11 protein-coding genes are annotated in these 16,561 nt (G+C 34.1%); 5 read left to right on the top strand and 6 right to left on the bottom strand.

Annotated elements, in window-relative coordinates; all coding sequences use genetic code 11:
* Positions 1–2 precede the first annotated feature (2 nt).
* The gene (locus tag WBN21_RS06120; protein WP_424198466.1) at positions 3–2,786 is read right to left on the bottom strand and encodes a family 78 glycoside hydrolase catalytic domain; all 2,784 of its coding nucleotides are present in this window, start codon (positions 2,784–2,786) and stop codon (positions 3–5) included.
* 478 nt (positions 2,787–3,264) lie between these two features.
* Here WBN21_RS06120 and WBN21_RS06115 point away from each other — a divergent pair, with 478 nt between their 5' ends.
* The 5 genes from WBN21_RS06115 to WBN21_RS06095 are packed head-to-tail and all read left to right on the top strand — an operon-like array spanning position 3,265 to position 8,644.
* Entirely contained in the window at positions 3,265–4,314 is a 1,050-nt protein-coding gene (locus tag WBN21_RS06115; protein WP_424198464.1) for a tartrate dehydrogenase, read from the top strand.
* 6 nt (positions 4,315–4,320) lie between these two features.
* Entirely contained in the window at positions 4,321–4,956 is a 636-nt protein-coding gene (locus WBN21_RS06110; RefSeq protein ID WP_424198463.1) for a cyclase family protein, read from the top strand.
* Complete coding sequence (locus WBN21_RS06105) at positions 4,956–6,356, top strand: four-carbon acid sugar kinase family protein (protein ID WP_424198461.1); 1,401 nt, start codon at positions 4,956–4,958, stop codon at positions 6,354–6,356. Before WBN21_RS06110 ends, WBN21_RS06105 begins: the two co-directional genes overlap by 1 nt.
* Position 6,357: 1 nt before the next feature.
* On the top strand, positions 6,358–7,629 hold the full coding sequence (locus tag WBN21_RS06100) for an MFS transporter (protein ID WP_424198459.1): 1,272 nt from the start codon (positions 6,358–6,360) through the stop codon (positions 7,627–7,629).
* Entirely contained in the window at positions 7,619–8,644 is a 1,026-nt protein-coding gene (locus WBN21_RS06095; RefSeq protein WP_424198457.1) for a Gfo/Idh/MocA family protein, read from the top strand. Before WBN21_RS06100 ends, WBN21_RS06095 begins: the two co-directional genes overlap by 11 nt.
* 136 nt (positions 8,645–8,780) lie before the next feature.
* Here WBN21_RS06095 and WBN21_RS06090 read toward each other — a convergent pair whose 3' ends face one another.
* The 5 genes from WBN21_RS06090 to WBN21_RS06070 all read right to left on the bottom strand — a co-directional run bounded on the left by WBN21_RS06090 (position 8,781) and on the right by WBN21_RS06070 (position 16,540).
* Entirely contained in the window at positions 8,781–11,252 is a 2,472-nt protein-coding gene (locus WBN21_RS06090; RefSeq protein WP_424198455.1) for a BNR-4 repeat-containing protein, read from the bottom strand.
* 100 nt (positions 11,253–11,352) lie between these two features.
* Positions 11,353–11,667 carry an L-rhamnose mutarotase gene (gene rhaM / locus WBN21_RS06085; protein ID WP_424198453.1) on the bottom strand — a complete coding sequence of 105 codons (315 nt, stop codon included), beginning with the start codon at positions 11,665–11,667 and terminating at the stop codon, positions 11,353–11,355.
* Between the two features lie 117 nt (positions 11,668–11,784).
* A complete protein-coding gene (locus WBN21_RS06080; RefSeq protein ID WP_424198451.1) occupies positions 11,785–12,651 on the bottom strand; it encodes a T9SS type A sorting domain-containing protein in 867 nt (288 codons plus the stop codon).
* Between the two features lie 292 nt (positions 12,652–12,943).
* A complete protein-coding gene (locus WBN21_RS06075) occupies positions 12,944–15,115 on the bottom strand; it encodes a beta-xylosidase (protein WP_424198450.1) in 2,172 nt (723 codons plus the stop codon).
* A gap of 30 nt (positions 15,116–15,145) precedes the next feature.
* Positions 15,146–16,540: a cellulase family glycosylhydrolase gene (locus WBN21_RS06070; protein ID WP_424198448.1), complete on the bottom strand. Its 1,395-nt coding sequence runs from the start codon at positions 16,538–16,540 to the stop codon at positions 15,146–15,148.
* Between the last annotated feature and the right edge of the window lie 21 nt (positions 16,541–16,561).

The following is a 16,561-nucleotide window of genomic DNA, read 5'->3' as shown; positions in this document are numbered from 1 at the left end:
AATTAAAGTTTAGATCGGAATTGATATGTACCAGGATTGGCCGTTATTTTAATTAACGTGCCTTCTGAATTTTCTAGTTTTAAGTTTGCATTTTCCTTAAAGTCACTACCATTTACTGAAAGATTATCAATTGTACCATAAGGAATAATAACTTCTGCGGTTGTGTTTGGAGGGATTACTGTTTCCAAATTAAAAACATCATTTTCTATATTCCATGAAGCAGATGCTTCTCCGTAAGACGTATTTACACTTGCTGATGCTGAAGTTAAAAACTGAGTATTTGGCATAGGTGCTATTCTTATTTTTTTATAACCAGGCTCTAAAGCTGCTAAACCTGCTATACGCTCATACATCCATTGTCCAACAGCGCCATAGGCATAATGGTTTAAACTATTCATACTTTGTGGGTTATAACCGCCTTCTTTACTATAACTATTCCAACGTTCCCACATGGTTGTAGCCCCTTGATTTATGGAATAAAACCATGACGGGTAGGTTTCCTTGAATAATATTTTATACATTAAATCAATCTCACCCATATCATCTAAAACCTTTGGCAATATTGGCGTTCCTAAAAAACCTGTTCCTAAATGGTAATCGGCATTTTTTATTTCTTCTAACAAATGTTTTTGCGCTTTTACTTTAGTTTCTGGTTTTAGCAAATCAAAATATATCGCTAACAAATAACTGGTTTGAGTTTGTTTTTTACTTATGAATTTCCCCTCTTCATCAAAAAACTTAGATTCAAAAGCAGCTGCAATGTCATTATATAATGCTTTGTATTTTTTTTCATCTTCCGTTTTACCAAGAACACCAGCTATTTTTGAGACTAAATGTGCGGAGTGTGCAAAATACGCTGTGTTTACAAACAACCTTGGTGTATCACCTCTATTTCCCATTTTCCCATCTTTCTCAGGATAAGGTTGCAACCAATCTGCAAACGAGTGTGTATCTGGAATAAAATCTTTTGCTTTAGACTGGTAATAGCCTACCCATTTTTTACCCATTTCAAAATTCTCTTCCAACACGGTTTTATCTCCTGTAATATTATAGATATCCCATGGAATAATGACACAAGCATCCCCCCAGCCTGAGCTTGCATTATTTCTTTGAAGTACATCAGGAATAATAAAAGGAATTAAACCATCATCATGCTCCGTTTGTGTTTCGCGCATACTTTGTAACCAAGCCGTCCAAAGGGCATGCGTATTAAAATTAAACATGGCTGTTGGCGAAATCACTTGCGCATCGCCTGTCCATCCTAATCGTTCATCGCGCTGCGGACAATCAGTTGGTATATCTAAGAGATTGTCGCGCAATCCCCATGTAATATTACTTTGCAATTGATTTAATTTATCGTGTGAAGACGTAAATGAACCGTTTTCTGAAAAATTAGAATGTTGCACCAAACCTTTTATCCAACTCGCATTTGGTTCTACTGAAGCATCATATCCAGATAATTCTACATATTGATACCCATGAAACGTAAATTTTGGTGTGTATTCAATTACACCATCTGTGGCAGCAATATAATAATCGGTTGATTTTGCCGAACGGTAATTATCGGTATAAAACGTTCCATCAGCTAGTAACATTTCGGAAAAACGGATGGTAAGTGTATCGCCTTTTTTCATCGGCACATTTACTTTTGGAACCCCCAACATATTCTGTTTCATGTTGAATATTACGGATTCTTTTGTGGATGATACAATGGCTACATCTTCTAATATCTTTGTCGTTTTAACCGTTGCATGACGCTTAGGTTCTAGCTTTACACTATCTACCACAGCCTCAGTTTCCGCAGTTTTCCATGATGTATCATCAAAATTAGTCGTTGCCCAATTTGGCATTTCTAAATTGGCATCATAAACTTCACCATCATATAAACTTGCTAATCTAATGGGACCATTGGTTGTACCTTTCCATGATTGATCTGAAACGATAGTCGTTTTTGTGCCATTTTTTAAAGTGACTTCTAACTGACATAAAATTTTAGGTGATGCAAAGTTTTCATATAAAGCTTGTCCCCTACTAATTCTTCCAGAATGCCAACCTGATGCTAATTCTACGCCTATGATATTATCTCCTGAAGTCAAAAACTCACCAACATCATAGCTTAGCGTTTCAATGCGTTTATTGTAAGGCGTCCAACCAGGAGGAAGCACATCATCACTCACGTCTTTTCCATTTAAATGCACATCAAAAACACCTTTGGCTGTAAAGTATAATCTCGCAGATTCAACATCTAATGGTAATTCAAAACCTTTTCTTAAGTACTGCGGCCTGTGCATCAAAAAGTTACGAACACCTTTAATACTATCTTTTGCTGTATCTAAACCTGTCCATTTGGCTTGCCAATCTGAATTTTTTAAAAGCCCTAATTCGAACGTATTGATGTCGCTCCACTCCGAAGCTATTCCTTCTTGGTTCCAATAGCGTACTTGCCAAAACACGTTTTGACGTGATTCTAATTTTTTTCCTTGATAATTTACAAAAGTAGATTGCGTACTTTCCTGCTTTTCAGAATCCCACAAATCTGGATTATTTGGCAACATATCTTTTGAAGAAGCTGCAACAATTTGATAAGCTGTTTGTGATTTTATTGTTTCAGAAACCGGAAGTTCCCAAGTAAATGTTGGATTTGGGTTGTAAAACCCTATAGGATTTTTAAAGCCTTCTGAAATTGTTAACTTCTCGGGATTTTGAACAACATCTTTTGAACAGGAAGCGACTCCTAAAAAAAGAAAAAAAAATAAAACTTGATAAAACAGGTTTTTGTAAAGCACTTATAATTCATTTAATTTTTGGAGCTAGCAATATCTCTTTTTTTTAAAACAAAACTATCCTGATGTGTCTTGATATTAACAAATATTTTAGCTTACTGTATTGTGCAGTTCACTTCTGCTACATCTTTGAAAAGCACCAAAAGCACAGGCAGTGGGCAATTCTTGGAACTTGATTAAAAATACGTTCATTTTACAACTCTTAATTTTTATGGTAACATTTGAGGTCACTTTTCTAAAAGTCTGAATTATTTTTTAGTAATGTTGTAATACTCTTGATCCCGGTAAAAAAGCTTTAGAGATATTTAAAACTCAGTTTTTGATTCTCTAAAACTGATTTTTTTAATTTATAGTATTTGAAAATTCGCATAATTTTGCACCCAAGCAGTAAAGTACAGGTGAGTTAATATGTATTTATACTTTAAATTTGAATTTAAAATTTAAAGAGTTGTATAAAACACAATCAAAAAATTAATTAATTATGAGTAAAAATTACAACATAGCCGTTGTTCCAGGAGATGGTATTGGAAACGAAATTGTACCAGAAGGCTATAGAGTTTTAGAAGCAGTAGCAAAAAAACACAACTTTAATATCACATCTCAAAAATTTGATTGGGGTGCTGGATATTATTTAAAAAACGGTAAATTTCTACCGGAAAATGGATTGGAAACACTTAAGAAATTTGACGCCATTTATTTTGGCTCTGTTGGGTTACCCGCTGTTGATGATACACTTCCTGCAAAAGATTACACCTTTAAGGTGCGTGCTAATTTTAATCAGTATGTAAACCACAGACCAGTAAGAACATATCCTGGAGTAACAAGACCACTAAGAACCGAAAAGCATATTGATTTTGTTATTGTTAGAGAGAATGTAGAAGGTGAGTTTGTACAAATGGGAGGTCAATATTTACCCGATTCTGCCGAAGGCATGGGTATTGACACTAGTGTTTTCACTAGAAAAGGTATTGAACGTGTGGCGCATTATGCCTTTAAACTAGCCAGAAAAAGACGCAACAAAGTGACACATATTACTAAATCTAATACTTTAATAAATAGTTTAAGCTATTGGGATCGGGTTATAAAAGAGGTTGCAACACAATACCCAGATGTAGCTCACGACCAAATGTATATTGATAACTGTACTGCTAATTTTGTATTAAAGCCAGAAGATTTTGATGTAGTATTAACAACCAACTTATTTGGAGATATATTAAGCGATTTAGGTGGTGCCATCATGGGAAGTTTAGGTTTAGGCGGAAGTGGAAATATTAATCCAGAGAAAGAGTTCCCATCTATGTTTGAACCAATCCATGGGTCTGCACCAGATATTGCAGGAAATAATATTGCAAATCCTTATGGCCAAATTTGGTCGGCAGCCATCATGTTAGAACATTTAGGCGAGGTTGAGGCTGCTAACAATATCATGCAGGCTATTGACAAAAGCACCGAACAGGGTGTTCTAACGAAAGACTTAGGAGGAACTGCAGGCACAAAAGAAGTTGCTGATGCGGTGATTAAAAACTTATAAATATACATGTCAAGGATTGTAGATCTTACTTTAACATATACTAATGATTTTACTGGTTTTTCAATAGAAACCAGTAAAACCATTGGTAAAGATGGGTGGAATGCGAGTACTTTAACTTTTTACTCTCATTGTGGCACCCATATGGATGCGCCCATTCATTTTAATGTAAGTAATCAAACCATCGATGACATTCCTGTTGCAGATGTTATTGGACGCGCTTGGGTTGTTGATGTTCGGCATATTGGAGCAAGAGGATTAATAAATCCAGAACATATTCCTCAAAATATTAAAGAAAAATTTATCCAAGGTGATAGTTTGATATTATGGACAGGGTGGTCAAAATATGTAAACACTCCAAAATATAGAGATGAATTACCCCGAATTAGTGAATCTTTAGCGTTATGGTGTCTAGATAAAAAGGTCAAAATGATTGGCGTTGAACCACCATCAGTGGCCGATGTTAATAATTTAACTGAAGTTACCACGATTCATGAAATTTTATTGAAAGGCGTAGTTATTATAGAAGGACTTACTAATCTTGAAAAATTACAATCAAATTGTGTTGAACTCATAGCACTTCCTTTAAAAATTAAAAACGGAGATGGTTCTCCTGCTCGTGTTATTGCTATTGAAAAATATTAATGACTACCTCCTTAAAACACATATCAGAACAATTACCATTAGAAGATACTTCTGATTACAGGAAATTGAATAAAATATCGTTTAAAACTTCAAATAAAACATGTATTGTTATCGATGATGATCCAACAGGAAATCAGACCGTCTATGACATTCCACTTTTAACCCAATGGGAGTTAGATACTTTTATAAATGAGTTTCAAAAAGAAACGCCAATTTTATTTATATTAACTAATTCGAGGAGCTTGAGCGAAGAAAAATCTACTGAAATCTATCAGGAAATTTCAAAAAATATTCTAAAAGCGTCACAACTTACAAACCGTAACTTTACCATAATCAGTCGAAGCGACTCTACTTTAAGAGGTCATTTTTCAGAAATTGAAGCTATCCAAAAATCTGGACATTATAAAGATGCTATTACAATGTTCATACCGGTTATGTTTGAAGGCGGAAGAGTTACCGTAAACGACGTTCATTATATCTGTGAAAATGATCAATTAGTTCCTGTTAACAAAACTGCATTTTCTACCGACCATACTTTTGGATATACACATGCCAATTTAAAATCTTACATTGAGGAAAAAACTAGAAAAAGCACAAAAGCAGACACTGTAGTTTCACTTGACATAGAGTCCATTAGAACTCTGAATATTAAATCATTAACCTCAAAAATACATTCCATACCACCAGGAAAGTTTTGCATTATTAACGCCTTAAATTACAATGATTTAGATAAAGTAACTCAAGCTTTATTACAGGCTGAAAAATCAGGAAAACAGATATTATATCGCACCTCAAGTTCGTTTGTTCCCTCATACATAGGCTTAGAGCCAAAACCATTATTAACTCCAGAAGCCATAATTGATTCTAATAATAAAAATGGGGGTTTAACAATTGTAGGGTCTTATGTGCCTAAATCATCGTCTCAACTTAAATATGTTATAGAAAACACCTCAGAAAAAGAGCTCATAGAAATAGATGTTGAAGTTATTTTGAGCGATAAATCAAAAGTTTACTTAGCATTAATAATTTCGAAAATCGACGAAACTATTGGTCATGGCAAAGATGTGATTGTATATACAAGCAGAAAATTAATTATAGGAAAAAGTGCCGATTCAAATATCAATATTGCTTCAAAAGTATCTCAAGCCTTAGTTGATTTAGTAACTGGTATAAAAGAACGCCCAAAATACTTATTGGCTAAAGGCGGCATAACTTCGCATGATTTAGCAACAAAAGGATTAAGAATGCAACGTTCTAAAGTTTTAGGACAGATTTTACCAGGTGTTCCTGTTTGGGGGATGGGCAAAGAAACTAGATTTCCTGGGTTACCATATATCGTTTTCCCTGGTAATGTAGGCAATGAAAAATCACTTTCAGAAATAATACAAAAACTATCATAACATGAGCACAGACCAACCAATACCGAAAAAAAGATATGGATTCTTTGCCGGTTCATTTTTAATAACATTACTGTTATACATTGATCGTGTCTGTATTTCTTCTGCAAAAGATTCCATAAGTGCCGATTTACTTTTGAATGATATAGAAATGGGTTGGGTTTTAAGTGCTTTTGCTTTAGGTTATGCCTTATTTCAAGTGCCAGGTGGCGCATTAGGGGATAAATATGGTGTTAGAAAAGTAATGACTTCCATCATGGTAATATGGTCTATTTTCACTGCATTAACCGGATTTGCATGGAACTATATATCTATGCTTTTAGCACGATTTATTTTTGGAGCTGGTGAAGCCGGTGCATTTCCAAACATTTCAAGGGCAGCATATTCTTGGGTGCCATTAAAGGAGCGTGGCATTTTTCAAGGGATTAATTTTTCTGGATCACGATTAGGAGCAGCCTTTGCACTTCCATTAGTAGCTTATCTTATTGATGCATGGGGATGGCGCACTATATTCTATTTTTTTGGCGCAGTAGGCATTTTATGTTCTATATTATTTTATTTGCTTTTTAGAAACAAACCCGAAGAACATAGTGGTATTTCAGAAATTGAAAAGGATTTTATCATTAAAAACCGTCAACAGAAAAAGGAAACACCGGCTGAACCTTTATCAATAAGTAAAATTTTAAATTCGAAAAATGTCATTCTAGCCATGATTCAATACATTGGCAGTAATTTTATTTTCTTTTTTATGTTAACTTGGTTGTTTCCATACATAAAAGCGAAGTATGATTTGAATTTAGTAACTACAGGATTTTACGCGATGATGCCACTACTGGCTGGTGCATTAGGAAACTGGGTGTCTGGCTATACTGTAGATGCTATTTACAAAACAGGAAAGTGGAAAGCATCAAGACAAATACCAGCAATTATAGGTTTTATATTGGTTATTACAGGGATAATCTCTAGCTTGTATATGGACACAGCCTTAGGTGCGGTTTTATGTCTATCAGTAGCTATTTTTGGTGCTGACATGACTTTAAGTCCTTCGTGGTCATTTTGTATGGATATAGGCAAAGAACACTCGGGTAAAGTATCAGGCATGATGAATATGGCTGGCAATATAGGTGCTTTTGCAACGGCTTTGGCATTCCCATATTTACAGTCATGGACAGGCTCTAACGATCCGTTCTTTTTCTTGGCAGCCATTCTGGGCATGATTGCAATTGTATGTTGGATATATATGGATTCTACTAAACCAATAATTGATGAAAACTAAATTAAAAGGCGTAGCTATAGGTGCAGGTTATTTTAGTAAGTTTCAATACGAAGCTTGGACGCGCATTCCAGAAGTAGAAATTACAGCCTTATGTAATTCAAACAAAGAACGCGCAAAAAATATTATGGAACCTTATGGTGTAAAAAATCATTACACAGATTATAAGGAAATGATTCTTAAAGAAAAACCAGATTTTGTCGATATTATCACGCCACCAGAAACACATTTTGAAATGTGCAAGTTTGCTGCAGACAATGGGGTTCATATTATTTGCCAGAAGCCACTAGCACCGACTTATGAAGAATCGAAAAAGATTGTAGATTATGTATCAAGCAAAAATGTGCGTTTTGTGGTTCATGAAAATTTCAGGTTTCAACCTTGGCATAGAGAAATTAAAAAAATCATCAATAATGATGAGATAGGCGACTTGTTCAGCCTTTATTTTAGATCGAGAATGGGAGATGGTTGGGGAGAGGATGCTTACCTGTCTAGGCAACCCTATTTTAGGGATTATAAAAAATTACTTATTTATGAAACTGGAGTTCATTTTATTGATACTTTTCGTTACCACGCTGGTGAAATAGAAAGCGTTTATGCCTTACTAAAACGATTAAACCCTGTAATAAAAGGAGAAGATTCAGGGCATATGATTCTTAATTTTGAAAATAATTCGCATGCTGTCTGGGATGCCAATCGATATAATGAGAATAATTTTAAAAAACAACGCTATACCTTTGGCGAATATTTAATAGATGGCTCTAAGGGTTCTATTCGATTATATTCTGACGGAAACATAACAGTTCAAAAATTAGGTGAAGTTGAAAAAAATCACAACTACATTCATAACGATATTGGATTTGCTGGAGATTGCTGTTACATTTTTCAAAGAGATTTTATTGATAAATTGTTGTCTGGTGCATCCTTTGAAACGAGTGGTGAAAATTATTTGAAAACATTACAAGCCCAAGAAGCCGTTTATAAATCGGCAGAAAATAATTTGCCAATTTATTTGTAGAATTACATCAACACAAAAATGATTCATTCGCTCGATACTGCTGCTAAAGCTTATATTCCGAAGTGATTATTATTAAAAAAAAACCAGAAAAGTTTATACTTCTCTGGTTCATTCTATTCTATTATAATCTAAAAATTTACTTGATCACCAGCTTAGTGTGATACACTTTTTGATTATCATTTGTTACCTTTATGAGGTAAATACCTGATGTAAATCTACCATCATTTTCTACTTTCATACTACTTCCATTTGTAGAATTCAAATAAACAGGTTTTCCTAACATATCATAAATAACAACATCAACTTTTTGATTACCATCCAACAGAATAGTGAAATTACCATTTGCGGGATTAGGAAATACCTTTATAGAATTACTTGCAGAATTATTGTGCTCTATACTTAGGGGGGCATTATTTGCCAACTCCACTTTCCATTTACTTCTGGCATCAGTAATATTGGCAGTTTTATTTAAATATTCATCTACACCTTCATGATATAAATAGTTATTACCATCTTTAACTGCAAACCTATAGGCTTTTTCAGCTTCTAAGTAATTGGCCGTCCAAACTTTATCAACATCTGTATTTGGAGAGGTTCTATTGGTACTTATTATGGCATTACCTGCTCCAGAGCCAGCACCTCTTAAAACGCCATTAACCTCACTATCAATATTATAATATTCAGTACCGCTAACTGTTGTTTTTACAAAAGTCCAATTTAAGGCATCATCTCCTTCAACATAATCGCTCTCAACTACGTTTGAACCAGATGATTTTAAATATTTTTGAGTTTCCATATTTTTTAATCGGTAAACCTGCCCTGTTAAATCGTTATGATTAAAAGTTTCAATATTAACCGAGATTTCATTAGAAGATACTGTCTCATTACTGGCATTGTATGCAATTGCTTGAATGGTATAAACACCAATTGCATTAGCCAACCAATCAATAGTATATGGAGCGGTATCGTCTTCATCATAAAATACCCCATTAACTCTAAATTCTACTTTTGAGATACTACTATTTTCATCAACGGCATTAGCAGAAATATGTACCGTATCATTTACATAATAGGTTGCGCCATCAAATGGAGATGTTACTGATACTCTAAAAGGCTCTTGGACAATATCTAAATTGATAATTTGAAGGTATAATGGTTGTGCATTTCCAGATTTATTCTCCATTAAATAATAATAAACCTTACCATTGTTAATATGTACTCTACCATGATCGAAAGTTCTTCCTGTCGTGGCTTCGTAAACCGTTGTAAAAGCATTTGTTCCTCCTTCAGCTTTTTGAATAAACACCCTATTATTCTTCAAACCAATAATAAAAACGCTATCGCCCGAGGTGTAAATTGAAGTTCCTCCTGCAAAATCTTCAGACGTTATAAAATCGGTTGCACCAGCTGGTTTATAGGTATGTAAATACTTGGTAACATTATTTTCGTTATCCTTCACCTTACTAATAATATGCACATCTCCGTTATCTGTTACCGTCCAATCAAAATCTCCAACTATATATACTTTGTCTTCTTGGGTAGTCTGTACATAATCGCCAGGCTCCATTACTTTTATAAAATCGGCATCATAAAGAGGTACAGAAAAAGATGCTCCTGAATGATTTTTCCAACCATCTGATCCATCTTGATTATCAGAATAGGCATAATAAACACCATTTTGATATTGGTATTTATCACTATTATTTGCCAACCTTCGTTGAAACCCTATCCTGATTTTTCCGTTTACATATTTCATGTTGCCATACAAACCCCAATTATAACTGATTCCTGGTTGGCTTTTTGCGTTTAAAACATTAAAATGTGTAAAACTAGACCATGTTGAAGTATTGGCGTTGTACTTTGAAAACTTGTACGCTCCATTATTATTTCCACCCTCACGCATGTACATAAAAATGTCGCCTAAATCGTTTAAAAAAAACTGTGGATAGGTTAATGCAGCAAAATTAGAATAATCTTCGCCTCCATTTAAACTTAAATGCTTGTAACCACCTGAGCTGTTTTGTACAAATTTATCTAAGGTAAATTCTGCATCTGGCAAGGAAGCTGTATTTTTTAGGGAATATGAATAACGGAAATAGTCATCACTTAAACTTCCATCAGATGGTCTGGTGCGACTATATGCATGCATATCATACAGCATATGAATCGTTCCATCTATTGGGCTTATAGCTACGGCTATTGTGTTGTGCGACTCTCCAATCCAATATTTATTTTGATAACCCGTATGCCTATGAGGAAACTCTATGGTTGCCATAGCACCAGTTAAAGTATTGTAACGCGTTAACATTACATGCCTGTCTGCTTTTCCTCCTCGGTACCAGGTCATAAACACATAATTACCGTAGGTTTTTATGCAATCGCCGTGTGCAGATATATTTTTTCCAAAAAAATAGTCATAGGGTGCTGTATCTCCTGTATTTGTAGCAGTACTACCCACCTTATTTCCATCAAAATGCAAACCAAGATCGGTTATCTTTACTTCATTTTCAAGAATAACCTGAGCATTTAAGGTTACTGAAAACATCAAGCCTAAAGCTATAAAAACATAGCTAACTAAGCTCTTTTTTAGAGAGTACCTTCTTTTCATATTTTTTTATATTATCCTAAAAAGGGTTATTCGGTAAATTTATTATTAATATATAAATAAAGTATCCTGAGCTATACTGCAAATAAGAACTTGAGATTAATTACTCAAGATAAAACAGTTCCTCCAAAGGAATTGAAACTGGCGAATTATCTGGATTAACCTCCATAATATCTGCCATAAAATCCCACCATTTTTTTACAATTGGGTTATTTGCTAAATCTTGAGAACCTCCTGCTCCTGATACTTTCTGGAATGCAAAAAGCGTATAGGTTTCTTCATCCAAAAAAATGGAGTATTCACTTACTCCATTATCTTTTAGTAATTTCTTTAATTCTGGCCATAATTGATCATGGCGCTTTTTATAGGCCCCTTTTTGACCTTTGTTTAGTTTCATTTTAAAGGCTAATCTTTCCATATTATTAGATACTTTATTTTTTTACTTGAATATGTGTTTTTATAATTTAGACAAAAAAAATCATTCTATCTTTTTAAGATAGAATGATTTTATATTTAACACTTTATTTTATTAAACTTACTGTTTAATAATTTTCTTTGAAAAGCTTCCGCTGTCACCTTGCAATTTAACAATATACATACCAGCAGATAATCCGCTAACATCTAAACTAATATCAGATTTGCTAGATAACTTTTTAGTTAATACCTCACTTCCTAATAACGAGTAAACAGAAACTTGTTTTACATTATCAGTAAGCCCTTTAATACTTAATACCTCATTAACTGGGTTAGAAATAAATATTGAGCTAGTATCAAAATCTGCAGTACTTAATGCTTCTACTAAATGGAATTGAATCACGTCAATTCCTCCACCATCAAACTGGACAGCTTCACCTGCTGCAGATGGAATTACCCCATATCTTGAATTAGTACCAAGTGTATTTCTTAGAAACAATGCATTATTTCCACCTGCTGGGTTAGACCCTCCCTCAGCTGCTGAAAGTGCAAGTCCATCTGCACCAACAGTAGTTTTTCTTCTTTGAAACTGGTCAAGACCCGTATAATCATCTGCAAGAGGTGTTACACTTACTGGATCCCCTGGTCTAGCAATAAGCGATTGATTAGGATGCGCTGAGTCGTCACCTGTACATAAGGTAATGGTTCCTAAACCAGTAATGTTTCCTGTAATTTCCACCAATCCCGCAGAAGCTGGGGTTCTATGCTCATTTATAGTCCAAAGTTGTAGTTCACTATCACCTGATAATTCTTCGGCCCATTCTACAGCTCCTGTAGAAGTGTTAACTGTAACGTAAAGATTCGGAGTTAGACCTGATGTTGAAATTTTATATTTACCAGGCACAGTATATAATGCTTGCCCCTGTATTTGAAGCGCAAACATGGTTAATAATAAAAATGCTGTAATTTTTAATGTAATTTTTTTCATAAGTTTTAGTTTTAGTGTGTTAGTAATAAACTAACTGGATTAATAATGTTATAAAATTAAAAAGAATACTTGACTTCTGTATCCTGCACTTACCTGCTTGGGCCCTATAAGTACTTATTATATATAGGCTTTACAGGTTTTTAAAATCTATTTATTAAGACTTTTTTAATAAAAGCCAAGTAGTTTTTCAACTCGTTTTATGCTAATTTCATGGAATTTCACCGTCTAAAAAAAAAAAAAAATAAAACTCCTCCTTTTAAATATTGCATTATCCTTAATACATTTTAAAATCCTATTTCACATTAAGTATTACTTTTTGCAAATCTTTTTCTAAAGAAGAGCTACCTACAGAAATTGTAAACGTACCAGGTTCTACCACTTTTTTCATGTCTTGATTTAGTACATTTAATTCATCAAAACCTAAATTAAAACTAACTGTTTTTGTTTCTCCTGGATTTAAAGTAATTCGTTCAAATCCTTTTAGTAATTTTAAGTAACGTCCAACGGATGCAAAATCGTCTCGAACATACATTTGAACAACCTCATCGCCTGCTCTTTCTCCTGTATTAGTAACTTCAACCGAAACTGAAGTAGAACCATCAGCATTAATAGTAGCGTTGTCTAGTTTTGGTGTTCCGTATTTAAAAGTTGTATAGCTTAAACCATAACCAAATGGAAATAATGGAGATTTATCTGCATCTTTAAATAAGCCTTTACCCGAACCTATAAAATCTGGACGCTCTAAATACGTTACAGGAACCTGCCCTACAGATCTTGGAAAAGAAACAGTAAGCTTACCACCTGGATTCACATCACCAAAAATAGCATCTGCAATAGCATCACCTGAACGCATTCCTAAATACCAGGTTTCTAAAATTGATGGGATATTTTCTGCAACATAATTAATTGATAATGGTCTACCATTAATTAATACTGCAACAACAGGTTTACCTGTTTTATGAATTGCTTTTACCAATTCTTTTTGCACACCATATAAATCTAAGTCAGCTCTATCTACACCTTCGCCTCCAGTTTTTCTAGAACCACCAATTACCAAAATAACTGCATCAGATTTTTTTGCAGCTTCAATTGCTTTTGGAAACCCTGCTTTAGAATTGCTTAATAAGTCACAACCTTTTGCATAATTGATTTTTACCTTATCTCCTACTTTAGATTTTATGCCATCTAATGCAGAAACATAAAAAGGTGGCAAACCAGAATAGCCTCCTAATAAGGAATAGGTTCCTTTTGTAGGTCTTTCTTCGTGAGCATTTGGACCAATTACTGCTAACGATTTTATTTTAGATAGGTCTAAAGGCAATACATTGTTATCATTCTTTAATAAAATGATGGCTTTTTTTGCCATTTCATAAGCAAACTCTTGATGTTCTTTTTTACCCGCATCTACAGTTTCTGTGTCAATCTCTTTTGGTTCATTATCAAATAAACCCAATTTATATTTTGCAGTTAAAATACGAGATGTTGCTTTGTCTATATACTTTACCAATTCAGGATTCTGTGTTATTGTATCTTTCAACACTTTGGTATTATATGCTGCTAGCTCCTCATTCTTTCCAATCACTAAATCCATATCAACACCGGCTTTTAACCCTAAAATAGCTGACTTAGTTCTGGTTTCAGCAATAAAATGCATGGTTCCTAAACGCGCAATATCATTATTATCAGAAACAATAAACCCATCAAAACCTAATTCATCCCTTAAAATATCCTTTAGTAACCAGGTATTCATATGGTTTGGAACTCCATTATAATCTTGATGCCCTGGCATAATAGAACCTACCTTTGCTTCCTTTACAGCAGCCTCAAAGGGTGGCAAATAAACCTCTCGTAAACGACGTTCAGACATATCGCTAAATCCACCATTGATACCACGTCTGTTTTCTGGATAACCTATAAAATGCTTAGCCGTTGCAATAACATGATTCTCATCAAATCGCTCGTCTCCAGTACCTTGTAAACCTTCGATAAATGCAACACCCATTCTAGATACCAAATAAGGATCTTCACCATAAGACTCTTCTACTCTACCGTATCTTGGATCACCAGAAATCACATCTAAATTAGGTGAATAACAATGCGTAACGCCTAAAGCACGTGCTTCTAGAGCTGTTTGAGAGGCCATCTTTTTGACTAACTCAGGTTGCCAAGTAGAAGCTGCAGCAATAGCTTGAGGATAAACTGTTGTATTACCATAATAATCCAAAACAAGCCATAAGCCATGTAGTGCTTCTCCATACTTCATATATGGAATACCCAAACGATCATTGGCAGGTGCATCTTGCGTCATTTCAGCTATTTTTTCATCTAGCGTCATTTCGCTTATAAGCCGCTCTACTTTTTGAGCAATTTCTGCGTCTTCTTGACTTACTTCTTGATTGCCATTTTTTGAATTACAGCTAAATAATAAGACTGCAACGAAACACGTTAAAATTGTTTTTTTCATTAATGTAGATTTTATGAGATATTGATTTAATTAGTTGAAATTGTGTAATCCTGGAACAATTTTAATATTTAAATTGCTCTTATCCTTGGGCCATTTTAAAATGGTTAATTTTTGAGTGTAAGCATCCCAAATAAAATCTGATGAATTGAAATCTTTAGGTGCCTTATAGGTTTCTAACCTAACTTTTTTTAATGGATTGTGATACATTACAATATTGTCACCAATTAAAATGGAGAAACCATCTGGATAATGGCGGTTTGCTCCAATAAATAGTGTTGAAGCACCTTTACTATTATCTGAAATAATATTAAGGTTTAGAGTTCTCGTAGCAAAATTAAACATAAACGATTGAATATCTCCTGCTATAGTTTGTGGAAAAGGTCTGGATATCACATCTGTGATGTATTTACGTTCAACTGTTCCTGCATCTGTTTTATCACTAAATATAGACCAAGTTGATGGGCCTCCAGAAAGGAAATTTTGCATGGTTCTATTTCCTAAAAACCAAGCTTTGATGGAGCCTACTCCCATGCGGTCAAAAACCTCTGCTGTTTTAATATATAACTCTCTATATTCTAATTGCCCGAGCTTACCAGAAATTATTGTATCGGTTTTTGCAAATGTTGGAAAACCCCATTCGCCAATAAGAATTGGTGCATTGAGCATTTCAGATTCTTTATCGAAACGATCCATTACTGGTTTTACTAAATCCTTTTTACTTTGATATATATGAGGTGCAAAAATGATATTCTTTCTATTAATTGGCGCTGTTATTTCTGCGTACTGATTATTATCAATACCCTCGCCTTTATTCATAAAAACCGACTGAAATAATATTTTTTTGTCAGGATTAATTTTTTGACTTTCATCAATTATCGTTTTATAAAGCGGTATTAAATATTTTGTGGTTAAAGCATTGTAAGAGATATCCATGGATAATTTTCTTGGTTCATTTACCACATCATAACCCAAAACAGATGAGTCATCAGAAAATCGATTCCAAATAACTTTCCAAGCATCGATATACGTTTGGTATTCGCCTTTTTTATTTTGCCAAAATTCTTCCCATACAAATTTATCTACTCCGTAAACGGTCATTTTAAACACCGTTTTAATTCCAGAGTTCCTTCCTAGAGTTACTAAAGTATCTAATTTTTTAAGATAATTTGGCTCTAATTGTCCTCCTGGAAAATTACTGAGCTTACCTAATTCTAATCGAACAACTTGGGTGTTTGCTCCCATTCTGACCATACGGGCATAATCATCATCATTAAAAAAAACTTCTCCTGCATGATCATTGGTATTTACAACAAAGCCTCTTGGTATTACATGGCGACCTTGATCATCTCGTAATCCATGTTTAATTTGAGAAACTACACTTAATGTGGATAAAATACAAATGAGTAGCAGTAATTTTGTTTTCATAGATTATTTTGTATAATACTC

The sequence above is a fragment of the Algibacter sp. genome (genome assembly GCF_049667265.1).
GTDB lineage: Bacteria > Bacteroidota > Bacteroidia > Flavobacteriales > Flavobacteriaceae > Algibacter_B.
Note: the sequence above shows the minus strand (reverse complement) of the source record. Positions and strands in the feature narration are given on the sequence as shown.